The sequence below is a fragment of the Canibacter zhuwentaonis genome (genome assembly GCF_018531145.1).
In the GTDB taxonomy this organism is placed as follows: domain Bacteria; phylum Actinomycetota; class Actinomycetes; order Actinomycetales; family Microbacteriaceae; genus Canibacter; species Canibacter zhuwentaonis.
This window is the reverse complement of the sequence record NZ_JAHDSZ010000001.1, coordinates 70,176-94,400: the sequence shown is the minus strand read 5'-3', so window position 1 is coordinate 94,400 and position 24,225 is coordinate 70,176. Positions and strand designations below refer to the sequence as shown.

At 53.0% G+C, this 24,225-nt stretch carries 22 protein-coding genes and 1 tRNA gene; 5 read left to right on the top strand and 18 right to left on the bottom strand.

The window, feature by feature from the left end; genetic code table 11:
• Position 1: 1 nt before the first annotated feature.
• From KJY78_RS00430 to prfB, 9 genes are all read right to left on the bottom strand, one after another.
• Positions 2 to 268: a DUF3039 domain-containing protein gene (locus KJY78_RS00430; RefSeq protein ID WP_214336389.1), complete on the bottom strand. Its 267-nt coding sequence runs from the start codon at positions 266 to 268 to the stop codon at positions 2 to 4.
• Positions 269 to 278: 10 nt separating this feature from the next.
• A complete protein-coding gene (locus KJY78_RS00425) occupies positions 279 to 827 on the bottom strand; it encodes an ATP-binding cassette domain-containing protein (protein WP_214336386.1) in 549 nt (182 codons plus the stop codon).
• Positions 781 to 1,002 carry a hypothetical protein gene (locus KJY78_RS00420; protein WP_214336384.1) on the bottom strand — a complete coding sequence of 74 codons (222 nt, stop codon included), beginning with the start codon at positions 1,000 to 1,002 and terminating at the stop codon, positions 781 to 783. Before KJY78_RS00420 ends, KJY78_RS00425 begins: the two co-directional genes overlap by 47 nt.
• Positions 1,003 to 1,055: 53 nt before the next feature.
• Positions 1,056 to 1,241 (bottom strand): ATP-binding cassette domain-containing protein, encoded by a 186-nt coding sequence (locus KJY78_RS00415; protein WP_214336382.1) that lies wholly within the window; start codon positions 1,239 to 1,241, stop codon positions 1,056 to 1,058.
• A 327-nt stretch (positions 1,242 to 1,568) separates the two neighbouring features.
• On the bottom strand, positions 1,569 to 3,098 hold the full coding sequence (locus KJY78_RS00410) for a S1C family serine protease (RefSeq protein WP_214336380.1): 1,530 nt from the start codon (positions 3,096 to 3,098) through the stop codon (positions 1,569 to 1,571).
• Positions 3,099 to 3,217: 119 nt separating this feature from the next.
• Complete coding sequence (smpB, locus tag KJY78_RS00405; RefSeq protein ID WP_214336378.1) at positions 3,218 to 3,697, bottom strand: SsrA-binding protein SmpB; 480 nt, start codon at positions 3,695 to 3,697, stop codon at positions 3,218 to 3,220.
• Between the two features lie 68 nt (positions 3,698 to 3,765).
• On the bottom strand, positions 3,766 to 4,680 hold the full coding sequence (gene ftsX / locus KJY78_RS00400) for a permease-like cell division protein FtsX (RefSeq protein WP_214336375.1): 915 nt from the start codon (positions 4,678 to 4,680) through the stop codon (positions 3,766 to 3,768).
• Complete coding sequence (gene ftsE, locus KJY78_RS06845) at positions 4,677 to 6,158, bottom strand: cell division ATP-binding protein FtsE (protein ID WP_214336373.1); 1,482 nt, start codon at positions 6,156 to 6,158, stop codon at positions 4,677 to 4,679. The genes ftsX and ftsE overlap by 4 nt, the downstream gene beginning before the upstream one ends.
• A gap of 73 nt (positions 6,159 to 6,231) precedes the next feature.
• Positions 6,232 to 7,359, bottom strand: coding sequence for a peptide chain release factor 2 (prfB, locus tag KJY78_RS00390; protein ID WP_214336370.1), 1,128 nt, complete (start codon positions 7,357 to 7,359; stop codon positions 6,232 to 6,234).
• A 249-nt stretch (positions 7,360 to 7,608) separates the two neighbouring features.
• Here prfB and KJY78_RS00385 point away from each other — a divergent pair, with 249 nt between their 5' ends.
• On the top strand, positions 7,609 to 9,003 hold the full coding sequence (locus tag KJY78_RS00385; RefSeq protein ID WP_214336367.1) for an aspartate aminotransferase family protein: 1,395 nt from the start codon (positions 7,609 to 7,611) through the stop codon (positions 9,001 to 9,003).
• A 307-nt stretch (positions 9,004 to 9,310) separates the two neighbouring features.
• On the opposite strand, the gene rpsO is transcribed toward KJY78_RS00385, so the two are convergent.
• Positions 9,311 to 9,580: a 30S ribosomal protein S15 gene (gene rpsO / locus KJY78_RS00380; protein ID WP_214336364.1), complete on the bottom strand. Its 270-nt coding sequence runs from the start codon at positions 9,578 to 9,580 to the stop codon at positions 9,311 to 9,313.
• A 425-nt stretch (positions 9,581 to 10,005) separates the two neighbouring features.
• Here rpsO and KJY78_RS00375 point away from each other — a divergent pair, with 425 nt between their 5' ends.
• Both KJY78_RS00375 and KJY78_RS00370 read left to right on the top strand, forming a co-directional pair.
• Positions 10,006 to 12,870 (top strand): hypothetical protein, encoded by a 2,865-nt coding sequence (locus KJY78_RS00375; RefSeq protein WP_214336361.1) that lies wholly within the window; start codon positions 10,006 to 10,008, stop codon positions 12,868 to 12,870.
• Between the two features lie 220 nt (positions 12,871 to 13,090).
• Positions 13,091 to 13,957 (top strand): fumarylacetoacetate hydrolase family protein, encoded by an 867-nt coding sequence (locus KJY78_RS00370; RefSeq protein WP_214336358.1) that lies wholly within the window; start codon positions 13,091 to 13,093, stop codon positions 13,955 to 13,957.
• Positions 13,958 to 14,068: 111 nt separating this feature from the next.
• Here the strand turns inward: KJY78_RS00370 and KJY78_RS00365 are convergent, their stop codons facing one another.
• The 3 genes from KJY78_RS00365 to KJY78_RS00355 form a co-directional block, all read right to left on the bottom strand.
• Positions 14,069 to 15,559, bottom strand: a complete 1,491-nt coding sequence (locus KJY78_RS00365; protein ID WP_214336356.1) for an aspartate ammonia-lyase — start codon at positions 15,557 to 15,559, stop codon at positions 14,069 to 14,071.
• A gap of 127 nt (positions 15,560 to 15,686) precedes the next feature.
• Positions 15,687 to 16,559, bottom strand: coding sequence for a M48 family metalloprotease (locus KJY78_RS00360; RefSeq protein ID WP_214336353.1), 873 nt, complete (start codon positions 16,557 to 16,559; stop codon positions 15,687 to 15,689).
• 25 nt (positions 16,560 to 16,584) lie between these two features.
• Positions 16,585 to 17,160, bottom strand: a complete 576-nt coding sequence (locus KJY78_RS00355; protein WP_214336350.1) for a LemA family protein — start codon at positions 17,158 to 17,160, stop codon at positions 16,585 to 16,587.
• Between the two features lie 99 nt (positions 17,161 to 17,259).
• Here KJY78_RS00355 and KJY78_RS06665 point away from each other — a divergent pair, with 99 nt between their 5' ends.
• A complete protein-coding gene (locus KJY78_RS06665) occupies positions 17,260 to 17,385 on the top strand; it encodes a hypothetical protein (RefSeq protein ID WP_256438179.1) in 126 nt (41 codons plus the stop codon).
• A gap of 103 nt (positions 17,386 to 17,488) precedes the next feature.
• On the opposite strand, the gene KJY78_RS00350 is transcribed toward KJY78_RS06665, so the two are convergent.
• Together KJY78_RS00350 and KJY78_RS00345 are read right to left on the bottom strand one after the other, a co-directional pair.
• A tRNA-Leu gene (locus tag KJY78_RS00350) sits at positions 17,489 to 17,562 on the bottom strand.
• A 183-nt stretch (positions 17,563 to 17,745) separates the two neighbouring features.
• A complete protein-coding gene (locus KJY78_RS00345; protein ID WP_214336347.1) occupies positions 17,746 to 19,623 on the bottom strand; it encodes a phosphoenolpyruvate carboxykinase (GTP) in 1,878 nt (625 codons plus the stop codon).
• A gap of 115 nt (positions 19,624 to 19,738) precedes the next feature.
• On the opposite strand from KJY78_RS00345, the gene KJY78_RS00340 reads away from it, so the two are divergent.
• Positions 19,739 to 21,250: a helix-turn-helix transcriptional regulator gene (locus KJY78_RS00340; RefSeq protein WP_214336345.1), complete on the top strand. Its 1,512-nt coding sequence runs from the start codon at positions 19,739 to 19,741 to the stop codon at positions 21,248 to 21,250.
• Positions 21,251 to 21,444: 194 nt separating this feature from the next.
• Here KJY78_RS00340 and KJY78_RS00335 read toward each other — a convergent pair whose 3' ends face one another.
• The 3 genes from KJY78_RS00335 to KJY78_RS00325 all read right to left on the bottom strand — a co-directional run bounded on the left by KJY78_RS00335 (position 21,445) and on the right by KJY78_RS00325 (position 24,070).
• Complete coding sequence (locus KJY78_RS00335) at positions 21,445 to 22,776, bottom strand: NAD(P)/FAD-dependent oxidoreductase (protein ID WP_214336342.1); 1,332 nt, start codon at positions 22,774 to 22,776, stop codon at positions 21,445 to 21,447.
• Positions 22,777 to 23,024: 248 nt separating this feature from the next.
• Positions 23,025 to 23,510: a DUF501 domain-containing protein gene (locus KJY78_RS00330; protein WP_250544005.1), complete on the bottom strand. Its 486-nt coding sequence runs from the start codon at positions 23,508 to 23,510 to the stop codon at positions 23,025 to 23,027.
• Positions 23,511 to 23,602: 92 nt separating this feature from the next.
• Positions 23,603 to 24,070: an FtsB family cell division protein gene (locus tag KJY78_RS00325; protein ID WP_214336338.1), complete on the bottom strand. Its 468-nt coding sequence runs from the start codon at positions 24,068 to 24,070 to the stop codon at positions 23,603 to 23,605.
• Positions 24,071 to 24,225: the final 155 nt, after the last annotated feature.

Sequence of the window (24,225 nt, the reverse complement as noted above, 5' to 3'; positions counted from 1 at the left end):
GCTAGTCTCGCAGCAGCTCTTCGTAGATCTGCTTGCACTTAGGGCACACCGGGAAACTCTCCGGGTTGCGGGATGGCACCCACTTTTTACCGCAGAGCGCGCGCAGCGCTTTGCCGGTAACGGCAGATTCAACAATCTGATTTTTAAGCACGTAGTGCGAAAAACGCTCCTCATCTCCGTCTTCGTAGTACGTGTCTTCAAGTAACTTTTCCAGGTCGCGATCAACAATTTGGGTGTCACTGCCGGGCTTAATATCTACTGCTGACATACTTTATATTCTAATCGTAAATTTCTGTTATGCTTACAGTTTTCGGCGCGCTACGGTCGAAAATATAGCCGCCCGCAAGCAAAGCATCCGACAGAATCAGCGATCCGCCGCCAATTTTGGCGACCATCATAAGAACTGAATTCAACAGCGTTACACCGTGCAGAATTGTATAGATGCCGTACCAGACAAGCTGCGCGGCGAGCGCTAATCCGCTTCTGAAAGATATAATCTGTGCCGACAATCCGCGCAACCACGCCAGCCCTCCCGAACTCGCCTCAGAATCTACTAGATGCATGAATTCCCGCTCAAGGCTCCTGCCGCCGCGCACGCTGTCAACAGTGCCCCGCTCGATAATTCTGCCGCCAACAATCACGACAACGTGATCGCAGGTGCGCTCGATCAGCTCCAAGCTGTGACTTAACATCACAACGCTGCCGCCACCGGCGACAAACTTTTCGAGCAGTTCGGTCACGCTCGCAGCGCTCACCGAATAGCTGCCCTGAAACGACTCGTCAAGCACCAACAGCAACGGCGCGTGAATCATCGCGCAGGCGAGCATGATTTTTTCTGCATTCCCGCAGAATAGTCGAAAACAAACCTGTTAAAGCGAATCCGAGCACAAACGCCTCGGCTAGCTCAGATGTGCGCCGCCGCACGGTTTCACGGTCAAGCACGTGCAGCACTCCCACACAGTACAGCAGTTGCACGCCGGTAAGCTTGTCAAAGAGGCGCATTTTATCAGGAAGAGTGCCTATTTATTTTTTTTACGCTTCACTTCGACACTGTTTTACCAAGCCTGCTCTCCCAGCACCGCTATTTTGCCCGATGTTGGGCGGTTTAGCACGGTGATCATTGTTAACGTTGTTGTTTTACCGGCACCGTTTGATCCCAAAATTCCAGTAAAAGAGCCTTCACGAACAGCAAAACTAGCGTCTTCTGCAGCAACCGTAGCGCCATACATTTTTGTTCGCATTTCGCACTCGAGCACAACCGGATTATCAGCAATTTTAACGCCGCGCTGCCGCGCCTTTTAAATCGGCAACTCTTGTTTATCGTTTTTATGCCCGGTTCTACCCCTGAGCTAGGTCTCTGCGAGAAAATGGTTTCACCGGCTTTCTCCTGTTACCGTTTTTCTAACCACTCTCACTACCCGCTGCTCTCTATTATAGCGACCTACTGTAAAACAAAACTACTAGTCATTTTAACAGGCGAAAATTAAAAATTGCTATAATCCTGAACGGTCAGCGCACGAATACGCCGACCGATCAGAATTGTTCCCGATTAAACCCGCTGCACGCAGCTACAGAGTGCCCAGAGTCACGCTCTGTTCAACCTCTTTGCCGTCGCGGATTATAGTTAGTTTGATATTGTCGCCACCGGCGTGCATCCGCACCCGAGCGGAAACGGCGGTGCCATCCGCCGTACCAACACCGTTAATAGCGGTGATAATATCCCCAGGTTTAAGCCCCGCTGATGCCGCCGCGCTGCCCGGCTGTACCTCGGTTATAACCCCGCCTGCGTGAGTTGCGCCCTGCATCCGCGTGGCATCCGCAACGCTCGCACCGAGCAGGCCGTGGCTGGGCTTCTCGCCTTTAATTATCGACTCAATAACCCGCTGCACCATGTTTGACGGGATCGCAAAACCAAGTCCCACGCTGCCCGGGGTTTTGCCCTCACCGCCACCCGTTGAAACGATCGCAACATTAATACCGATCAGCTGACCTGCCGCGTTAAGCAGCGCACCTCCCGAGTTTCCTGGGTTGATTGAGGCATCGGTTTGGATAACCGAGAGCGTAACCCGATTCGCTCGCTGCTGCCGCTGCGGCTGCTGTTCTGGCTGCCCGCCATCTGGCGTGCCAAACTCGTACTGCCACGGATTGCGCGGTCCGCTCTCCTCATCAGGTTTTTGATGCGGATCATCAAGCGGCGCAGCGCCAACGCTAATTCCCCGGTTAAGCGCGCTCACAACGCCCGTTGTGACGGTGTTTGGCAGCTCAAGCGGAGCGCCTATCGCAACCGTTAAATCGCCTACATTCAGTTTTTCTGAATCGCCAAACTCAATCGGAACAAGATCGTTTGCTTCGACTTTAACAACCGCCAGGTCTGAGTACGGATCAAGCCCAATAAGTTTGGCCGGCAAGAACTTACCGTCGCTCATGCGCACGGTTATTTTGCCGTTGGTGTCACCGTTAGGCGCGGCAACGTGCGCGTTAGTTATAATGTACCCGTCAGCAGAGTACACAACGCCAGAGCCTGTTCCTCTCGATGACTGAGTTGCGACATCGAGGGTCACAACGCTCTTGGTTTTTTTGGCGGCAATTTCAGAAACTCCGCTAAGGTTTTCGGCGGGGCGGTCAATTTTTGTGTTTGGCACGCCGCTCTGTGTGACGGTGGAATGTCCCCTGTTTGCTAGGTTGTGGAACATTACCGCCGAGGTGCCGCCAGCGATCACAAAGCTTGTTAGCGAGCCAATTAAAATGCCCGTCACTAATGACTTGTTTGTATTCGACCGTTTGCGTCTTCCATTTATAGCGGATCGCTGCGCCCCCGCGTTGCCTCCCGGAGTGCCGCCTCCCGACGAGTTGCTGCCCGGGGTGCTACCGCCCAGGCTGTTGCCGCCAGCTGAGCCAGGAGCATCCTGGATGAGGACAGTGGGCGCATCCGCCGCGACTCCGGCAGGCGCAGCTTCGGGTCGCGCAAAATCAGGGTGCGGGCGGTAATAGTTTTTAACAGCGCGCGCACCGTCGCCGCCGCTAGCACCATTTGTATAGGTCAAACTCAGCTCAGAATTAGTGCCGTTACCCTCATATTTGTTTTCTGAATCAGTCATGCGAACTCATTTCCTAAAAATTTGTAACAATTAACTACAATCGTGCACGACAAATCTATGATTTTCATTAGACAGGGCTGAATTATTCCTGAGATTTTTAACGTCTAAACACAGTCAGGCTATTCACCGAGCCTGTTACGCTCGCGCATAGCGCGTTCCGCTTCTCGTTTATCCTGCTTTTCGCGCAGTGTTTGTCGCTTATCGTACTCTTTTTTGCCCTTTGCAAGAGCAATCTCGACCTTTGCTCGCCCGTTGTTGAAATACAGTTTAAGCGGTACAATAGTCATTCCACCGTCACGAGTTTTAATGAAAAGCTTGTCTATTTGCGCTCTGTGTAGCAGCAGTTTACGTTTTCTACGCGGCGCGTGGTTGGTCCATGTGCCGTTAATGTACTCAGGAATATAGGCGCTCTCCAGCCAGGCTTCACCGTACTCAATAAAAATAAAGGCCTCGTTCAACGATGCCCTGCCCTCTCGCAGCGATTTAACCTCACTCCCAGTGAGCACAAGCCCGGCCTCATAGGTGTCAAAAATATGGTAGTCGTGGCGCGCACGCTTGTTACTGGCAATCAAATGCTCGCCTGCTTTCTGCTTTGCCACAACCCCTCCTTTGCAAACCCGCAGCAACCAAATGATTTTACATCGGCAACACCGGCAGTAGCCGAGTGCTACTCTCGTAAATACCTTGAAATGGCTATTTTAGCAGCTGCTGTTGCCAGCGCAACACCAAACACTATCAAAATTGGCGGCACAAGCAGCGACTGCTCAACCGTGATATAGCTTGTAAACGGCATTTGCGACACCAAAAAACCCTGCACAAATAATTTCACAATTAGCACGGTGGCAACGCCGGCAAGCAGCGCGCCAACGGCGGCCGCAATAACGCCCTCCAGAATAAACGGAATCTGAATAAACCTGTTAGACGCACCCACCAGCCGCATAATCTTAATCTCACGACGTCTCGAATGCGCAGACAGTTTAATTGTTGTTGAGATCAGCAGAATCGCGGCAATCAGCATCAACCCGGCTATTGCGATAGCAGTATAGCTAGCGATCCCCAGAATCAAGAAGATTCTGTCGAGCAGGGCGCGCTGATCCACAACCGACTGCACTCCGGCAGTGCCGGAGAATGCCTCTTTGATAATTTCAGAGTGCGACGGATCCTTAAGCTTTACCCAGTACGTCTGATTCAGCTGCTCAGGGGTTGTGATATCAACCAGAGGTGAGCCCGTAAGCTGTTTCACAAACTCTTTATAAGCGTCTTCGTGGTTTAAGAAAAAGTAACTGTCGATGTATGGCGCGAGCACATCCGATTTCAGTTCCGCCTCAACAGTGGCTATCTGCTCGCTGTTAGCATCACTGCCAGAACAAGTTGCGCTCTGGTCATAGCTCGTGCAGAGGTAAATTGCGACCTGCGCGCGATCGTACCAAACGTTTTTCATCTGTTGCACCTGCATCTGCATCAAAATCGCAGCTCCAACAAATGTCAGCGAAACAAACGACACCAGCACAACCGACACAACAACCGACATATTGTAGCGCAGCCCGCGCAAAACCTCGCCAATAACAAAAGAAAATCTCATCGCACAGGCCCTACATCGTCAGAATCCGCTTCTTTTTTAATTCCGAGCCGGTCACTTATGCTCGCGCCGCCGCGCGCACTTTTTTCCGCCCAGTGCACAGGATCAAGCGTTGCATCGAGCTCATCATCAGGCGTTGCGGGCTTGTTGAAACCGTACTGCTCTGCGCCAGCGGTGGCGGTGGCAGCAAATCCCTGCGCCGCAGCTGGCGCAAACGCGCTCCCCACCGGCGCGTGCTGCTCATTGGCTTGTGGGCGCTGCCCGCTCATCTGCGCAGACCTCTCATCAAACACCGCGGCAGCTTGCGGCGCTCCAACAACCGCAGTTTCTGGCAGTGGATCAACCCGCGCCGCCCGAGTTTGCGCCTGCGCTTGAGCCTGTGCCTGTTTCTGTGCTTCAATCTGAGCCTGCGCGTTATAATTCGATTCCGGTTGCTGCTCAGGAATAAACCCGAGACCGGGGTCAAAAATTGCCGCTCCGGTTTGTGCCGGGTCAGTTTGCGCTCCGTCTGCTTGCACCCCAGCGGTTTGCGCCGTAGCATTTTCACCCGCCATCTGCTGCGCCACAAAACCCTCTGCAGCAGGGGCTTTTGTAACCTCGGTATCAGTTACCAATTCAATTAAACTATGTTCCAAAACAACCGGAGTCGCAGGCGCATCAATAGCGCTCGACCGCTGCGCAGTCTGCTCCGGCACAGCACCCGTTTCCGGAGCAAGCTCCTGCTCAATAGCCTGGGTTGTTAGTAGAATTTCCTTGCGAGCAGCAGCGACCCCAAACAGATTGTCGAGCTTGATTGATGCGGTGTGACCGTATCCGCCCCCGACTTCATCACGCACAACACGCCCGTTTGAAAGCTCGATCACGCGCTGCTTCATAACATCAACAAAGCCCGCCTCATGCGTTGCCATAACAACAGTTGTGCCACCCGCGTTAATAGCGCGCAACAGCTTCATAATTCCCAGACTTGTGGCGGGGTCAAGGTTGCCGGTGGGCTCATCAGCGAGCAAAATAGCCGGCTTGTTAACTATTGCGCGCGCAATTGTGACGCGCTGCTGCTCGCCGCCCGAAAGCTCGCTCGAATACCGGCGCTCTTTGCCGCCCAAACCAACCTGCTCAAGCACACTCGACACTGTCTCTTGAATATAGCCACGAGATTTCCCAATAACCTGCAGCGAAAAAGCCACATTTTCGTAAACTGTTTTATCCGGCAAAAGCAAAAAATCCTGAAAAACAACGCCCAAATTGCGCCTAAAAAACGGCACTTTACGGTGCGATATTTTGCTCAGATTGTGCCCCAAAACATGCACATCACCCGAGCTGGGCTGCGCCGCGCACTGAATAAGCTTCAGACAACTCGACTTGCCAGAGCCAGAAGCTCCCACCAAAAAAACAAATTCACCGCGATCAATCTGCAGTGATACACCATCAAGCGCGGGGCTCTTGCCGTCATAAATCTTTGTGACGTTTTTAAAACTAATCATTAATACACCAGACTATATTTAGAGCTGTTGCTAACTCATACCGCGACACATCTAACATCCGAAATATCCTACCTCACACACCTGCGTTTTGCCGCAAAGAGCGCCATCTTATACCCGCCGCCAAAAAGCCATCCAGTGCGCCATCAAAAACGGCCTGCGGCGTGTTCACCTCGTGCTGGGTACGCAAATCCTTCACCATCTGATACGGCGCAAGCACGTAGCTGCGCATCTGATCGCCCCAGGCGGCTGTAATCTCGCCCGCCAGCTCCTTCTTCTTCGCGGCCTCCGCCTCTCGCTGCAAAATAAGCAACCGTGACTGCAAAACACGCAACGCCGCTGCCCTGTTCTGCAGCTGGCTCTTCTCGTTCTGCATCGCGACAACGATGCCCGTTGGCAAGTGCGTTATCCGCACCGCAGAATCTGTTGTGTTCACAGACTGCCCGCCCGGTCCGCTCGAGCGGTAAACATCAACGCGGATCTCACTGTCCGGAATCTCAACAGTGCTCGCCTCTGGCAATAGCGGGATCACTTCAACCGCGGCAAAGCTAGTCTGCCGCTTCCCGGCAGAATTAAAAGGGCTCATGCGCACCAGCCGGTGCGTGCCTGATTCAACGGACAGGGTGCCAAAAGCGTAGGGCTCGTCAAACTCGATTGTGCAGGATTTAATTCCCGCCTCTTCGGCGTAGCTAACGTCCATAATCCGGGTTAGATAGCCTTTTTTCTCGGCGTAGCGCAGGTACATTCGCTGCAGCATCTCGGCAAAATCCGCCGCGTCAACCCCGCCAGCTCCGGCGCGGATCGTCATAACCGCGGGATACTCGTCGTATTTGCCGTTTAACAGCGTCTGCGCTTCCAGCTCGCCAATCAATTGCTCCAGCTCTTGCAGTTCTGTCGCCGCCTCTGTTACAAGCTGCGCACTGTCCGGGGCTGTCTCGTGTTCCGCGGCGAGCTCTAGCGAAACAACTGCATCGTCAAGTCGCGCGGCAACGAAGTTAAGCTTTTCCAGCTTTGTTTTGCACCGGCTCAGCTCGCTTGTGATCTGCTGCGCTCGTTCTTGGTTTTGCCACAGCTCCGGATCCGCCGCCTGCTGCTCCAACTTTTGCACGGTGGATCTTAGGCGCGCCAGGTCACTAACCTGCAGAATATCGTTAAACACTCTGCGCAACCGGGTTATTTGCTCGCTAACTTCCAACGCTGTCATAATGGCTGCAATTCTACCCGCGCGCCCTATTAGAGCGCTGAAATTGACACGGCGCAACCTAGCACGAGGGTTTTTTCATCCGCTGTATTCAAGGCACTAAATAGAATTCTGAGAAAATGCCGACCACTTTTGCCTGCGCGATTAAAACTAATATGCGAGAATGGGAGGGTAGATATGTAATTTCATGGCTATCTGCTGAGGCGCTGTTTAGCGCCAATAACCCTATATTATCATTGGAGAACGATACAAATGTCTTACGATCCAAGCGCAACGGTTGATCTCGCTGCGATGCAGAAGAGTGCGTCAAATCATCTTTGGCCACAGTTCACATCACGCAAGGTATTGAATGACGGAATCCCTGTAATTACTCGCGGCGAGGGTCATAAAATTTATGACGCTCAGGGCAAAGAGTATATTGACGGGCTGGCCGGACTGTTTGTTGTAAACGCAGGTCACGGTCGCGAGCGCATCGTTGATACGATTGCAAAACAGACCCGCCAGCTTGAGTTCATGCCCCTGTGGTCATACGCCCACCCGGCGGCTATCGAGCTTGCAGAGCGCCTTGCAAACTACGCGCCTGCCGACTTGAACCGTGTGTTTTTCACAACAGGCGGCGGCGAGGCAGTGGAAACAGCTTTCAAGCTGGCTAAGCACTACTGGAAGCTGCAGGGTAAGCCAATGAAGCACAAGGTTATCTCTCGTGCTGTTGCTTACCACGGCACACCGCAGGGAGCCCTTGCGATCACCGGCATCCCAGATATGAAAAAATTCTATGAGCCACTAACTCCTGGCGGTCATCGTGTGCCAAACACAAACTTCTACCGGGCCGCTGAAAACGGCGCACCAAGCGAGGATCTTGAAGAGTTTGGTCAGTGGGCAGCAAACCGCATTGCTGAAGCAATCGAATTTGAGGGTCCAGACACAGTAGCGGCGGTATTCCTTGAGCCCGTGCAGAACTCGGGCGGATGCTTCCCGCCTCCTCCGGGATATTTTAAACGCGTGCGCGAAATCTGCGACCAGTACGATGTGCTGCTTGTAAGCGATGAGGTAATCTGTGCTTACGGTCGTATCGGTGATTTCTTTGCTTGTAACGCTCTCGGCTATGTGCCAGACATTATTACGAGCGCTAAGGGCATCACCTCAGGTTACGCACCACTCGGTGCGGCAATCGTTAGCGATCGCGTCTACGAGCCATTTCAGAATGTTGATAATACTTTCTACCACGGCTACACCTGGGCGGGACACCCCGCTGCCTGTGCTGCCGCCCTTGCTAACTTCGATATCTTTGAAGAAGAACAACTCAACGAGCACGTTAAAGAAACAAGCCCGTTCTTTAGGTCAGAGCTTGAGAAACTGCTTGACATTGATATTGTTGGCGACGTGCGCGGCGCGGGCTTCTTCTTCGGTATCGAGCTTGTAAAGGACAAAGCAACCAAAGAAACCTTCACCGAGCAAGAGTCAAACCGTCTGTTGCGCGACTACCTGAGTCCTAAACTTTGGGAGGCGGGTCTGTACTGCCGCGCTGACGACCGTGGAGACCCTGTGATTCAGCTTGCTCCGCCACTTACCATTGGCGAACCTGAGATTAAAGAAATCGCGAGCATTCTACGCTCAGTGCTGAAGGACGCGTCTAAAAAGATCTAGTCTAGCGGGCAACTAGAGGTTGGTCGGGGATTTTCCCTGACCAACCTCTTTGTTTATAAGTGGATTGTGAATGCGGAACGTGCGGAATGCAATGTGCGCAAGGGCGCATAAAACCTGGGTTCGCAACTACGATACAGTCCCGGGCGCAACAGACCGGACACGCAGCCAGAAAACGCAAGCTCGGGCACATATATACGCGGTATTGCACCATACAACAGCGCATAAGCGAGCAAAAAACTGCCCTCCCGTGTTTTAGAAGCTGCAATCAACAGCCAGACACCGGGAGGGTAGCAGATTATTTAAATCCTTATCGGCGCAAACCTAGCCGCTGGATCAAGCTACGGTAGCGCTCAATGTCGATCCGCTGCAAATAACCAAGCAAACGACGACGCTGCCCAACAAGCAGCAGCAGCCCGCGACGTGAGTGGTGATCGTGTTTGTGCTCTTTGAGGTGCTCTGTGAGATCTTTGATGCGCTTAGAAAGAATCGCAACCTGCACTTCTGGAGAGCCAGTGTCGCCCTCTTTAGTTGCATATTCGGCAATAATCTCTTGCTTTGCTTTTGGATCAAGTGCCATTATTAGCTCTCCTTGTGTTGTTGCGCGGCGCATAACACCCTGTGTGCTAGCTCTCTTTATCCGCGGCCGTTATACGGCAATTAAACAATAATACCAGATGCGCCTTGCAATAACCAGGAGCGCCCGCGCACAGCATCCGTCATCTTATCACCCAAGCAAACGCATCCGCCAAAGCGCGCACATCCACACCCCATTCCGCCCCAGCCTACATATCCCCACCCAGCGTACATATCCGCGGCTGCGAATCCGTGACACCGCAACAAGCTCGCCGTGCAAACTGAATTGTTTCTCATGCCCCAAGCAAGTGCAAGTTTTCCACAGGTTTTTAGCAGCACCCAATCTAGTGCATCTCTCAGTGCAACTATTTATGGACACAGTTTGCACAGTGTTTTACAGAAAACACGCTTAACACGAAAGGTGCGCACATGAGCCACAAACAATTTATTCGGCGAGAACGCGGGACGCAGCTGCTCCCCGCTAAAATTACGGTTTTGGTTCTCACCGTACTGCTACTAGCAATGTCCTTTATTGCGGGCAGCATTTTAACTTTAAGCCCGGCCGTGGCAACACCACAGTCTGATATCGGTTACGGCCCTGGCGTTGGCTGGAACGGTCGCAGCGGCTCCCCCGGCGCGGGCGCGTTCATAATGGATGGTCAACTGGTTTACTGCGTTGAAATCGGCATTATTACGCGGAAAACCCCGCCCATATTCAAACCGCAAAACACAATCCCCGCCTACAGCAAGGCCTATATTAGCGCGGGTGAAGTTGCTGGCGACGAACTCAAACAAATGAGCTTTATTATCTCTAAGTACGGGCAAACAAACGACAACGTGCAGACCGCCGCTGTTGCGCTTGCAGTATGGAAAATACGCGACCGCAACGGCGGCAACAGCGGGCACAATCACGAACTGAAAAAGGTTTTGAGAGTGGTTGGCGAGCAGGTTAACAGCCGCGCTGACAGTATGCTCGCCGAGGCGAGTTCATGGGTGCGCGCTGCCTCACAGCGCAACGCCGCTATCAGCATCGAAACCCCTTACCGCGGCACCATTGCAATCCCGCAAGGAATCACAGAGCTCAACATCCACAACGGCAGGTTCAGTGACGATGATTCAACCACCAAGAAATGGCAAAACGGCGCACCGGCGGGCACAGTGCTCAGCTGGGTCGGTATTCCGCCGCACGACCGAATATGGGACCGTTATTACAGGGTCTGGTTCAACGGCAAGCAGATTGTGCATGATGAGCAGATCCTATTCGGTAACGGCGGCGGTCGGCAGTCCACAATTAAATTACGAATACCCAAAGACAGAGAAAAGCACTTTGAGGCATCTTACTCTGATGCGGACACTCTGTGGGCACCAGAAGTCACAAGTGCGGTAGCTTCCAAGTTTATAAAGATAGGCGATAATTTTTCAGACACGGTCACTTTCAGCCCAGCCAAAGCAACCGCCGCGCTGTCAGACACCTGGCGGTGGCGTATCAATGACTCAGGCGAGAAAGAATGGATGCCAGTCACCGCAACAGGCACGCTGTACGGACCTTTCCTCTCTGACCCGGCGCTAAATCCCTCTCGCGAAGCGCCCCGGGGCGCTCCCGTTGTTGCTCGGACAAAAATCACAACCGACCCGAGGCGCGATCACAGCACCGCCCAAACATACCAGGTTTCTGTGCCTCAAACAGTTCAGGAGCAGGGCTTCTACACCTGGAAATGGGATATCGACACAGCGGATCAAGATCCTGCCATAATCGGCACAAAAGACTGCACCGCATCCGGCGGCGCACCGGGCTGCCGCGCCTTTCCCGAAAAGTATTTTTACACTGACGGATTTGGTGCGCGAGAAGAAACACAGGTCGGGAAAATGCCGGTGAAGTTCAAAACCGAGCTGTCTGCAGCAGAGCTCACTGTCGGCACAGAGTTTACCGACACCGTTAAAATAAGCGCCAAGGACAACTGGCTTCGCGACAGTAACGGTGACCGTATCCCGCTCACGCTAACGGGCACCGCCTACCTCTACTCTGGCGTTGAGCTGCCGCAATCCGCCACTGTACCAGATAGTGCAGTCGCGATAGGCACGGTTAAAGTCACAACGGATCCCGCAAAAAACGAGCAGGATCTAGTATCCCCGGCAATCAGACTACCGCTGAACACTGACCCCAAATACAGCTTCGTTACAATGCGCTGGTGTGTTGTGGATGCGGATCAGAGCACGCCCGGAATATGGGATGAAACTTGCGACGATTTCGGAGTGCCGACTGAATCAGCAAAAATTGTGCGGCCAATAGTTGTTAGTAAAGCACTCAAAAACGCGTCTGTTTTTGACTCTATTACCGATACCGCAATAGTTACCGGCAGTGTTCCTGAGAACACAAGCATTGTGTTCGAACTCTACAAAAAACCCGATTTGAACGACATCGAACAGAGCAACCACGTAATAAAGCAGAACGACGCGGCAACAGAACAGAGCGACCAAAGCATCAAACAAGAAGACCAGGACGTAAAACAGCGCCACCGGGGCATACAACAGGTTCTGCGACAGAGTTTCTTCAGCGGTTCACCGGTGTGCACTCCGGCAAACAAAATCGCCACAACAGCACCCAAACCGGTTACCTCCGGGGTTGCGCAAGAGGCTGAATACGTCTCCGATGCTCTTAAAACAACAGGGAAGGGTGTTTACTGGTGGATTGAAAAACTTATAGCAACCCACCCCGATGATGGCACTGTAACCCTGCACGAAGGAAAATGCGGGATTGAAAACGAGACAACGGAGGTTACTGACGCAACGGTTGTGACTAAAACCAGACCAGAAGTGCATATTGGTGAAAAAACTTTTGACACCGCGACAGTATCCGGCGTGTTGCCAAGCACAAGCAGCGGTGTTAAAACTGAGCTCACATTCGCAGCCTACAAGGCACTGGACACTAACGCTCCCGTTTGTGAAACATCAAATATGGTGTTCGCGCTAGATAAACCAGTTCTCGTTGAATCTATCGGGGCATACGAGTCTGAAAAGGTGAGTTTTAGTGAGCCTGGCGTATACTACTGGGTTGAAACTCTGACGTATGTTAAACCAGATGGCGAACGGATTGTCGCTCACCGCGGAAAATGCGGTCTGCCGGACGAAACAGTTAAGGTTACGCCATCTCCTATTTTAGAGGTGACAGGAGCTGTTGAAAAAATAGCGTCTGAGCTTGGTCTGCTGGGTTTTGTTGTTGCCGGATCGCTCGCCGCGGCAGGAATTGGAGCAATAGGCTACGGCATTTACCGCAGAAACAAGCCACAACAGTGACCAACAGCTAACAGCAGGGGTGATAATTACAGGAAATAAAGATGCCTAAACTCACTGTGAGGGATGCACAGTTTGAGTACACTAGGTTAAGAAATAAACGTGCTTAAGCTGCTGTGAGAGCGGCGTGAGCTGCTCGCCACTCTCACAGACCAGCACAAAAACGCTCGCGCAAAACAACATTCACAAAAAATTATGACGTGTTTTAGATAAAGTTATTAGCGTGAAACTTGCGCATTTAACTCCTAACCCTGATTTATCACCTCGCCTAGCTGTTATTAAAGGATCTCACGCTGTGTTTGCAGCTGAGCTTGGATGCGCTGCAAAAACACTACAGCAGCTACTAGAGTCAGAGCCTAAAGCGTACGCAGATTTACAATCCGCCGCAACATCTCTGCAACCTGGCACCGGCACAAAACTAAGCGATTTACAGTACGGTCCGTCAGTAATCAGCCCGCCTGTCACACTCGCAGTGGGTCTTAACTACAGTGAACACGCCAACGAGCTAAGCCTTGATAACGATGCCGGTCCTGTGCTCTTCTCGCTTTTCCCAAACTCGCTCGCGCCTCACAACGGCACGGTTGAGTTACCAACCCATCTCACCCGCGAAGTTGACTACGAGGGCGAGCTGGGGGTGATAATCGGAAAGGAAGCCAAGAACCTAACCCCTGAAAACGCTCTGGATCACGTTTTTGGATACACAGTCGTAAATGATTTAACAGCTCGCAACCTGCAATTTGCAGAACCGCAGTGGTCACGCTGCAAGTCTTTTGACGGCTTCACTCCGGTTGGTCCCGTTGTTGTTACAGCGGATGAAATACCAGATCCGCAGCAGCTTAAAATAACAACAGAGTTCGATGATCTGCGAGTGCAGGACTCATCAACTTCTTTTATGGTGCGTTCTGTGAAACAGCTGCTCGTAACAATTTCACAATCACTAACGCTCAAGCCCGGCACAATGATTTCAACCGGCTCTCCGGGCGGAGCCGGACGCAGCCGTAAACCACCGCTCTACCTTAAAGACGGCACTGTTGTTACGGTAACGATCGAAAAAATCGGCGCGCTCACAACCCACGCGGTTGAAGTTTAATACGCAGCGCTAAAACAAACCATTAAATCATTCAAAACTCCCCGCTATCTAAGCTATCAGCTAGCGGGGAGTTTTTAAGGGTTGCAAACCCAATAGGTTATTGCGCGGCTATTAAGCCTCACCCATTACGCTTGTGGCGTCAACTTCGGTGGCCGGAGTCACATGAGCTGCGGCGCGCACGGTCTCGGTGTCTGGGGTGATTCCCGCGAGGCGTGCTGGCTGCAGGATATCCGCCAACTCGCTCTCCTTCAATAGACCCTTAGCAACAACCAGCTCACGAATATTCGCGTTCGTGGCGAGCGCTTCTTTTGCGAGCTTAGCAGCCTCAGCGTATCCAATAACAGGGGCAAGAGCGGTTATCACAGTAACCGAGCGCTCAACAGTTTCAGAGAGCTTGTCGGTGTTTGCCGTGATACCATCAACACAGTTTAGCCGCAAGGTGAGGCATGCCTGCTCAAGCCACGTCATAGACTGGAACAGCGAGTGAGCGATAATCGGCTCAAAAGCGTTAAGCTGCAGCTGCCCAGCCTCAACGGCCATCGACACTGTAACATCAGCACCAGCAACAGCATACGCCACCTGCGACACTGCCTCTGGAATTACAGGGTTAACCTTGCCCGGCATAATCGACGATCCCGCCTGGCGAGCCGGCAGGTTAATTTCACCGATGCCAGCCTGCGGACCAGAAGACAAAAGCCGCAAATCATTAGAAATCTTAGAAAGCTTCAGCGCGCAGCGTTTCAGAGCGCCCGAGAATGTAATAAACACGCCCGTGTCACTCGTCGACTCAATCAAATCACCGGCCGTTTCAAGCGGAATTCCCGTGATATCGCGCAGGTGCTCAATAACCGCTTCTTTGTAACCGAGCGACGCGTTAATTCCCGTACCGATAGCGGTCGCGCCCATATTAACCTCGTACAGCAGACGCTCAACTTCTCGCAGCCGGTCAACGTCTTCGTAAAGTGTCACACCAAAAGCACGGAACTCCTGCCCCAGTGTCATCGGGACAGCATCCTGCAGCTGTGTGCGACCAACCTTAAGAATGTTGCCAAACTCTTTGCCCTTAGCCTCAAAGCTCTTCGCGAGCTCCTCAATTTGACAAGTCAACGACGTGAGCGAGAAAGCGATCGCAATTTTAATTGCGGTTGGGTATGTGTCGTTGGTTGACTGGCTACAGTTTGTGTGATCGTTCGGATTAATAAACGCGTAGTCGCCTTTTTCACGACCCGCCAGCTCCAAAGCTCGGTTTGTGATAACCTCATTCGCGTTCATGTTGGTTGAGGTGCCAGCACCTCCCTGCACAACGCCAACAATAAACTGGTCGAGCAGCATTCCGTTTTTGACCTCTTCGCAGGCGCGGTCAATCAGGCGCGCTTTCTGCTCATCAATAGCGCCAATCTGCAAATTAGCGCGCGCTGCGGCCTGTTTCACGCACGCAAAGGCACGCACAAACTGCGGATAAACAGAGATAGGTCGCCTTGAAATTGGAAAGTTCTCCAGCGCGCGCGCTGTGTGCACACCCCAGTATGCGCTGCGCGGCACTTCAACACTGCCGAGCGAGTCCGTCTCTAAACGTGTCTGCTTCGAGTAATAATCCGTCACTCTATTCTCCCTTTCTAAGGGGCTTGCTCCCCTTTGTGCTTTGCTATCTAGAGTAACGCTTTTACGGTATTTTTTCCACTCAAAACACACCCTAAAATACGTTTTGTAAAAGATCGTCAGAAACTCGCTAAAACTTAGCTTGATTCTCAAGCAGGCGTTTAATTCTGCTCTCTATCGGCGGATGCGTTGCGAACAGCTGCTGCACAAAACCGGCTTTGTTAGGATCTGATATCCACATGTGCGCCATGCTTGTCTGCTGCCTTTTCAACGGCTGCGCGTGCTCCTGCAGCTTGTGCAGCGCACTCGCGAGCGCAACAGGGTGTCGGGTTGTGAGCGCGCCAGTTGCATCCGCTAAATATTCCCGCTGCCGAGAAACGGCAAGCTGAACAACTGTTGCTACGAGCGGCGCAATCAGCATCGCCACAATGCCAAAAATCATTGCTACCGGGTTGTTGCTATTACGCCCGCGCCCAAATACCGTGATGTGCATCAGCATATCGCCAATCATGCCAACGGCCACAACCAGCCCGTAAACTATCATGTTTACTCGGATGTCGTAGTTGCGCACGTGTCCCAGCTCGTGCGCCATCACGCCCTCGAGTTCGGCATCCGTCATAATTTCAAGCAGCCCGGTAGTCGCCGCAACAACCGCGTTCTCGGGGTTTCTGCCGGTCGCAAAGGCGTTGGGAGCAGGGTCGTTTACAATGTACACTTTCGGCATCGGCATACCGGTTGTAATCACAAGGTTTTCAACTGTGCGATAGAGGCGCGGATTGTCTCGCTCGGTAATCTGTACCGCGCCTGCCATACTTAGTGCCTGCCTGCTTGCCATGAAATACTGCACCAGCGTGTACCCAACAGCTCCCAGCACAATGAACACGGTAACCGTGTAGCTGTTATAGATAACGCCAGCGAGATAACCCAAACCGCCGATTATGAGCACAAAAAAGGTCATAATCAGCCAGGTGTTTATTTTATTTCTGCGGATCTCCCTGTACACGCCGAATACCTCGCGCTGCTAAAAACTAGTTACCGAAGTCAATGCGCGGCGGCTCTGCAATAGCCGCAAAATCTTGCACCTCAAAGAACTCACGCTCTTTGAAACCCATGCCACGCACAAAAATCGTGTTGGGGAAAACCTGAATCTTAGTGTTCAGCTCGCGCACTCCGCCGTTGTAGAAGCGGCGCGATGCTTGGATTTTGTTTTCGGCATCAACAAGAGCGGACTGCAGCTCCAGAAAGTTCTGGCTCGCCTGCAACTGCGGATACGCCTCCGCGATCGCAAAGATGCTCTTAAGCGCCTGCTGCATATGATTTTCTGCCTCTGACGCGGCCGCGGGACCGGACGCGGCAAGCGTTTCTGCTCTGGCTCGCGTTACCTCTTCAAATGCCGCGCGTTCGTGTGTTGCATACCCTTTAACGGTGTCAACAAGACTCGGGATCAGGTCGGCACGCCGCTTCAGCTGCACTGTAATATCGCTCCACGCCTCATCAACCCGCGCTCGAAGCGTTACAAGCGAGTTGTAGGTAACCCACACGTAAACACCAAGCACCAGCACGAAACCGAGCGCCACCAAAAACACAATTAATGAAACATCCATGACTATATTCTATAGTTTATCAACTGCTAAAACACTGGAAGCAGAAGGCGCTGTTTAATACCAAGCTAAACAAGCCAGCGGCGATATTAAGCGCAGAGGATGCTTACTCACAACGCCAGCTACAACACTGGCAACGCTTTCAAGGCTGCACCGCAGCTACGGCTTGAACTAAAACTGATCTGGATGCTACAAAATAAATCTCAAAACTACTTTGCGATTCTGTAGAGAACACTCAGGTTTTGCAGCTCAGGGATCTCGCTTACCGCTCGACTCCAAAACTCAGAGATCACAACTTCACGCCTTCGCATAATAAAAATAACAAAATTTGTACCCCCACTGGGACTCGAACCCAGACTGGAAAGATTTTAAGTCTTCTGCCTCTGCCAATTGGGCTACGGGGGCGCGCCGCAAAAACAGTACCGATTATAATAGTACACGCTCAAGAGCTAGGGCGGCAAATTAATCACAACACCCACTCCGCCAAAAAGCCTAAGCAAAACCAGTGGGTAAAACCGCCCAGGCGCAAGTGTCAGGCAAAACCCCACCGCCAGCAAAAATCACCAGGCAACACTGGCTAAGGTGAAATTAAGCCCCGAGACGCTCGCGCAGACCCTGCAGCTGCGCGCGTAGCTCCTGCGGCACGCGGTCACCGAACATCGCAAAGAACTCCTCAGTCAGCATACACTCTTGCAGCCAGCTCTCATTATCAACCCTAAATAACTCGGCAAGCGACTCGTCGCTAATCTCAATACCTGTCAGGTTCAGCTCGCCACTGGCGGGAACAATTCCCACTGGCAGCTCTTCGCCCTTCGCATCGTCGCTCTCGCTGTCAGCATCGAGGCTGCGCAAAATCCAGTCAATAACACGCGAGTTCTCACCAAATCCTGGCCACAAAAACTTCCCGTCAGCGTCTTTTCTAAACCAGTTCACCTGGAAAATAGCCGGCGCTTTATCTCCCAGCTTCTCACCTATTGCGAGCCAGTGCCCCCAGTAATCCGCCATGTTGTAGCCGCAGAAAGGCAGCATCGCAAACGGATCCCGCCGCAGCTCACCAACCAGCCCCTCTTGCGCCGCAGTTTTCTCGCTCGAAATCGTAGCGCCCATAAACACCCCGTGCTGCCAGCTGAGCGCTTTTGCAACCAGCGGCACGTTTGTGGCACGCCTGCCGCCAAACAGAATTGCGTCGAGCGGCACCCCGTTTTCAGCTTCGCTCCACTCAGGGGCAATGCTCGGTGCCTGTGTCACAGGAACAGTAAAGCGCGAGTTAGGGTGTGCCGCTGGTGTCCCGCTCGCGGGAGTCCAGTCCTGCCCCTGCCAGTCGATCAGGTGTGCGGGCACCTCATCGGTTTTACCCTCCCACCACACATCGCCGTCATCTGTGAGCGCCACATTCGTATAAATCGTGTTACCCCAGAGCGCGCTAATCGCGGTCGGGTTGGTGCTCTCGCCGGTGCCGGGCGCGACTCCAAAGAAGCCCGCCTCCGGGTTAATTGCGTACAGCCTGCCATCCGCTCCCTGCCTGAGCCACGCAATATCGTCACCCAGGGTTTCAACTTTCCACCCCGGAATTGTCGGCGTTAGCATCGCCAGGTTGGTTTTACCGCAAGCGGATGGGAACGCCGCCGCCAAATTATAGACGCGGCCCGTGTTCGTATTGGTTACCTTGATCAGCAGCATATGCTCAGCAAGCCATCCCTCGCGCTTGCCCATCACACTCGCAAGGCGCAGCGCAAAACACTTCTTTGACAAGAGCGCGTTGCCGCCATAGCCAGACCCGAAGGACAACACCTCAAGCGTGTCTGGAAAATGGCAGATGTACTTGGTGCTATTGCACGGCCAGGCGCTGTCTGCCGCGCCGTCAAGCAGCGGCGCTCCAACCGTGTGCGCGGTGCGCACCCAGTTAGCTCCGCGCTCAATGTGGCGCAGCACTTCAAAACTGACCCGCGCCATAATCTGCATACTCAGCACCGCGTACGGGGAATCGGTGAGCTGCAATCCCAGCTGCGTAATAGCACCGCCGATGGGACCCATAGCAAAGGGCAGCACATACATTGTGCGGCCGCGCATCGCACCCTTAAAAAACGGCAGCAGTTCTTGACGCATCTCGTCTGGGTCGCGCCAGTTGTTGGTTGGTCCGACTGCTTCGGGATCCGCCGCACAAATAAAGGTACGCTCTTCAACACGCGCAACATCGTCACTGCTTGAGCGCGCTAGAAAACTGTTTGGGCGAATATCCGGGTTGAGTTTTATCAGTGAGCCCTGCGCTACCATCTCTGCGGTCAGCAGCTGCCACTGCGCGGTGCTGCCGTCGCACCAGAATATTTGGTCCGGCTGCATTATATCCGCCATCTCGCAAATCCAGCCTAAAACCTTGGCATCTTTTACCGGTGCAGCGCTCTCAAACTCAGCGATAGTGTGCGTAATTGGCTGATAGTCGTTGTCGATTTTTGTGGCGGTGGTCATTTTAGCTCCTAAACACCGAATAAAATTTCTCCTAATTTAATTATTAGTTATGTTTAGTGACATAACAGCCAAAAAACGGTGTAAACTTTTTAATTTTTTTACGTATAATATAAATATGTCTAATTTTACAGCGGATATCGCGGGCGCGACTCCAGCAACCCCCTCAAAAACGCAGAAAACTGGCGATAAAAAGCAGAGCGCGCTCATTCTCGGCAAAAGAATAAAGCATTTTCGTAAAAAATCGGGGCTTACGCTGGTCGAGGTGAGCGAAAAAATCGGGCTCAGCGTGAGCCAGCTCTCGCTCTACGAAACCGGCAAACGCGAGCCTAAAATATCGGTGCTCGCACAGCTAGCGGCGATTTTCACAACCGATATTAAAACGCTCCTCACCGCAAGCGCGCCGTCAAAAAGAGCCGAACTCGAAATTAAACTACTCAGCCTGCAGCAGAGCGAACTGCTCAAAGAGCTGCAAATACCGCCAATAACAAACCCACAGGCGCTCTCGGAAAACGCCCTCGAAACAATAGTCACGCTCAGCACTGCGCTGCACGAGCAGTCGCGCGAAAAAGCCGCCAGCTCCGAGGGCGCGCGGCACGCGAACACACTGATTAGGCAGCGGATGCACGAGCTCAACAACTACCTGCCAGAAATTGAGAAACTCGCAGAAGAGCTGATGGCACAGGTTGGGCACACTAACGGAGCGTTAACACACCGCACAGTTGCCGTGCTCGCGGAAAAACTCGGCTTTGAGCTTATCTTCGTTGAGGATTTGCCGCAGAACACGCGAAGTATCACCGACCTTGAAAACGGTAGAATCTATTTGCCACCGGCGTCAATTCCGGGCGGACACGGACTGCGCGCACTAGCGCTGCAGGCAATGGCGCACCGCATTCTGAAGCACAAACCACCCTCAAACTACGCCGAGTTTTTACGCCACAGGCTCGAAATAAACTACTTCTCATCCGCCTGCCTGATTCCGGAAACTGCCGCAAAAGAGTTTTTACTACGGGCAAAGCAAAATCGCAACCTGGCGATCGAAGACTTCCGGGACGCTTTTGGGGTGACCCACGAGACCGCCGCACACAGGTTCACAAACCTGGCAACAACCCACCTGGATTTACCCGTGCATTTTTATCGCACCGACACCGCAGGGTTGCTAATCCGCGGATTTGCGAACGACGGATTGGTTTTACCCACCGACTCAGCGGGCAACGCTGAAGGGCAGATTCTGTGCCGCAAGTTTCCCGGTCGTACCGCTTTTCAGCGCCGCACTCGCACAAGCGAGTTCTACCAGTACACGGACACGCCCGCTGGCACTTTCTGGTCGAGCGTACAAACAGGAGAAGCGGAAACCTCTGGCGGATTTTCGATCACCTGCGGGGTTGCGTTTAGCGACGCGAAATGGTTTAGGGGTAGCGACACCACGGTGCGGCGCGTTTCTAAGTGCCCATCGAGCAAGTGCTGCAAGCTCCCCTCCACACAGCTGCGCAACAGGTGGCAAAACAAAAGCTGGGCAAGCGCCAAAATGCACCAGTATATTCTCGCACCCCTCCCGAGCGGAGATTTTCCAGGCGTGGATGAAACTGAAATGTACGAGTTTTTAAGCCGCCACGCGCCCAGCTCGTAACCGCGTTGTAACATCCGCCACAGTGCGGCGAGCTAGCAACCATTCTGTGTCTCGCACCGGAGTCATAACCGCGTGGTGACACCAAACCCGTGGCGCACCAGGCTCATAACCGCGCTCTGAAACAACTATTGCGGGGCAAATCCGCGCTGCACGATCCGCCCCGCAATAGTTACAGCCCAAAAAATTGCCGAGTTTTAAGATTTGGGACGCGCCGCAAACCGCTCAAACTCTGCGCGCGGGGACTTGTTGGCTTCAATTCCAACCCCGTCGCGCTTCCAAATAAAGTGACCTACCCAGCCGCCAAACACGCGAGCTTTACGCTCCCACGTTGGAATTGCCATGCCATGGTAGAGCCGGTGCGCAAGCCATGCAATGTATCCGGTCAGGTGCACTTTACCAGACTGGAAAACACCCGTGTTCAGGCCAAGACCGGCAACCGCACCAAGGTTTTTGTGGTTGTACTTAAACAGCCCCTCACCGCGCAGCTGTGCTGTAATGTTACGCGCCAGCAGCTTACCCTGCCGCACAGCGTGCTGCGCGTTCGGCACACAGAAACCGCCAGGACCTGGGGTCTCGGAAATATCCGGTGTTTGCGCGGTGTCACCAGCGGTCCAAGCGCCCAGCACCTTTTCGCCGTTTTCGGTTGTTACCTGCAAGGTTGGTGATGAAATAACGTGACCGCGCGAGCCAATCGGCAGATCGGTGTTGCGCAAGAACGGGCGCGGCATCACACCTGCTGTCCAAATAATCAGGTCAGAGGGGTATTCCTCGCCGGTAGAGAGTTTAATCTGCCCTCCTGTTGCATCCTGCAGCTGAGTATCCAAGTGAATCGTCACACCTTTAGCGCTCTGGTCTTTAATAACCCAGTCGGCCAGCTCTTGGCTCACCTCGGGCATGATCCGCCCCATTGCCTCTACGAGGTGGAATGAGGTTTCTGCAAAATCAATTTCCGGGTAGCGCGAGAGCAGGTCGTTAGCTGCGCTGCGCAGCTCTGCAATTGTTTCTATTCCTGCGAATCCACCGCCAACAACGGTCACCGTCAAAAGTCGCTCGCGCTCTGCTGAACCCTTTGGCAAGGCAGCGGCGCGCTCGAAATTGCCAAACAGGCGATCGCGCACAGCCGCCGCCTCTTCGATGGTTTTCATGCCGATAGCGTTATCAGCGATGCCCGGAATTGGGAAGGTGCGCGACACCGAGCCCGTTGTAATCACAATCTCATCATATGACTGCTCAAGCGTACTGCCATCGGCAAGCTCAATAGTTGCGAGCTTGTCGGCGTGCCTGATGCCAACAACCTTGCCGCTAATTTCTGCGGTGTTGCGCAGGTGTCGCCGCCTGCTCACAACCGCGTGGCGCGGCTCAATTGAACCGGCCGCCACCTCGGGCAAGAACGGTAGATACTGCATATACGGCAGCGGATCAACTATCGTCACATTAGCCTCACCGCGACGCAAATGCTTTTCTAGATGCCAAGCGGTGTAAAATCCCGCGTAGCCACCACCAACAATTAAAATCTCTTTAGTCAAGAAAAACTCCTTTATGCTGTGGCGCGTTTACGCCACTTCTTGTTATACCTAATATTCTAATCTAAAACGCCGTTGCAAACTTTACAGCGCGGTGAGCGCGCAACTATTACAAACTGCACAGCGTGATGAGCGCACAATTAATGCCTTTGCACAGCAAAATTACTCGCGAAAAACGCACAGTTATCGCATACTGCACAACACGGCAAGCACGCAATTGCCATAACCCGCACAGCCCGGTAAGAGCGCAATTAATGCTCCTGTGCTAAAAAGCCACTCGCGGCAAGCGCAATATCTCCGAGCGGATTAACGCCCGCACCTGCTGCCAAGGCGTGCCCAATTAGCGCGTGCAGGCATTTGACACGCGCAGGCATTCCCCCCGCGCTGATGCCCTCAAGCTGCGGAACTTTACCGCCCGCACGCTCGCGATCCGCTATGTACAGCTCGTGCGCCCGGGTGTAGGCTGCGCGCAATTCAGCGTCTTCTTGCAGCCGCACGTTCAACTCTGCCATAAAACCGGTCGCTTCGAGCCGGGAGGCGGCAGCAACGGCCTCGGGGTGTGTTAGGTAGTAAAAAGTTGGGAACGGGGTGCCATCAGCCAGGCACGGGGCGGTTGCCACCACCAGCGGCTCCCCCGATGCGGCTCGCGCGGCAATATACAGCACTCCGCGCGCCGGCCGCCCAAGCTGCCCGCTCACAATCTCAATATCATCCTGAGACGGTTTTTTACAGTTCATTTTCATTGTGCCTAACAGTCTCAATATCAGCCTGAAATGGTTTTTCAAAGTTCATGTTCATGCTGCTTTTGTTGTTCGTTTTGCGGACGTGGTTATTCCTGCTCGGGCTGCTCATCCGCTTGCGCGGGCGGCTTCTCGACCTGAGAGGCTCGCAAAATAGAGCCCAGCAGGTTTTGTGACCAGTCGCTTTTAGCGGCGGTTAAATCTTTTTCTGTTACTTCGCGGCTTGTTTGCGGCAGCTGGATATCGTTAATAATTCCCAGCTGGAACTCTCCGGGCATAACGTAAAAAAGCCTGTCACGCGACTGCGCTCGCACGTAGTTTGGATCGTCCCAGTTTGCAACAGCGCGCTGTTTTTCAGCGACTTCGTTGCGTGTTTGCTCGAGCTTCTGTTCAACTGCCTTAATCTCTTGTTTTTGTTCAAAGTATTTAAGCGTATTTGGAATAATCGACACAAACGCAGCTATCACAAACACAATACAGAACAGTTTAATTATGCTCGGGCGCAACCTATATTGCCTCGACGCGGCGGGCGTTTGTACGGTTTTTTTAGCACCCATAAACACTCCAAATAAAATAAAAGTACGATGAGTGTTTACCGCGTGCAAACGTGGTAAACACTCATCGCGATCATATTACGCTAATCGGCATTGTGCACAAACACACTAAACACCAACTACAACCAGAATAGATCAAATAAGCACCACACGCAAAC

Excerpts from the sequence above, each read along its gene's own strand:
- KJY78_RS00430 (WP_214336389.1), bottom strand. The coding sequence starts at position 268 with ATGTCAGCAGTAGATATTAAGCCCGGCAGTGACACCCAAATTGTTGAT.
- KJY78_RS00425 (WP_214336386.1), bottom strand. The coding sequence starts at position 827 with ATGCTCGCCTGCGCGATGATTCACGCGCCGTTGCTGTTGGTGCTTGAC.
- KJY78_RS00420 (WP_214336384.1), bottom strand. The coding sequence starts at position 1,002 with ATGCGCCTCTTTGACAAGCTTACCGGCGTGCAACTGCTGTACTGTGTG.
- KJY78_RS00415 (WP_214336382.1), bottom strand. The coding sequence starts at position 1,241 with ATGCGAACAAAAATGTATGGCGCTACGGTTGCTGCAGAAGACGCTAGT.
- KJY78_RS00410 (WP_214336380.1), bottom strand. The coding sequence starts at position 3,098 with ATGACTGATTCAGAAAACAAATATGAGGGTAACGGCACTAATTCTGAG.
- ftsX (WP_214336375.1), bottom strand. The coding sequence starts at position 4,680 with ATGAGATTTTCTTTTGTTATTGGCGAGGTTTTGCGCGGGCTGCGCTAC.
- ftsE (WP_214336373.1), bottom strand. The coding sequence starts at position 6,158 with ATGATTAGTTTTAAAAACGTCACAAAGATTTATGACGGCAAGAGCCCC.
- prfB (WP_214336370.1), bottom strand. The coding sequence starts at position 7,359 with ATGACAGCGTTGGAAGTTAGCGAGCAAATAACCCGGTTGCGCAGAGTG.
- KJY78_RS00385 (WP_214336367.1), top strand. The coding sequence starts at position 7,609 with ATGTCTTACGATCCAAGCGCAACGGTTGATCTCGCTGCGATGCAGAAG.
- rpsO (WP_214336364.1), bottom strand. The coding sequence starts at position 9,580 with ATGGCACTTGATCCAAAAGCAAAGCAAGAGATTATTGCCGAATATGCA.
- KJY78_RS00375 (WP_214336361.1), top strand. The coding sequence starts at position 10,006 with ATGAGCCACAAACAATTTATTCGGCGAGAACGCGGGACGCAGCTGCTC.
- KJY78_RS00355 (WP_214336350.1), bottom strand. The coding sequence starts at position 17,160 with ATGGATGTTTCATTAATTGTGTTTTTGGTGGCGCTCGGTTTCGTGCTG.
- KJY78_RS06665 (WP_256438179.1), top strand. The coding sequence starts at position 17,260 with ATGCTTACTCACAACGCCAGCTACAACACTGGCAACGCTTTCAAGGCT.
- KJY78_RS00345 (WP_214336347.1), bottom strand. The coding sequence starts at position 19,623 with ATGACCACCGCCACAAAAATCGACAACGACTATCAGCCAATTACGCAC.
- KJY78_RS00340 (WP_214336345.1), top strand. The coding sequence starts at position 19,739 with ATGTCTAATTTTACAGCGGATATCGCGGGCGCGACTCCAGCAACCCCC.
- KJY78_RS00330 (WP_250544005.1), bottom strand. The coding sequence starts at position 23,510 with ATGAACTGTAAAAAACCGTCTCAGGATGATATTGAGATTGTGAGCGGG.
- KJY78_RS00325 (WP_214336338.1), bottom strand. The coding sequence starts at position 24,070 with ATGGGTGCTAAAAAAACCGTACAAACGCCCGCCGCGTCGAGGCAATAT.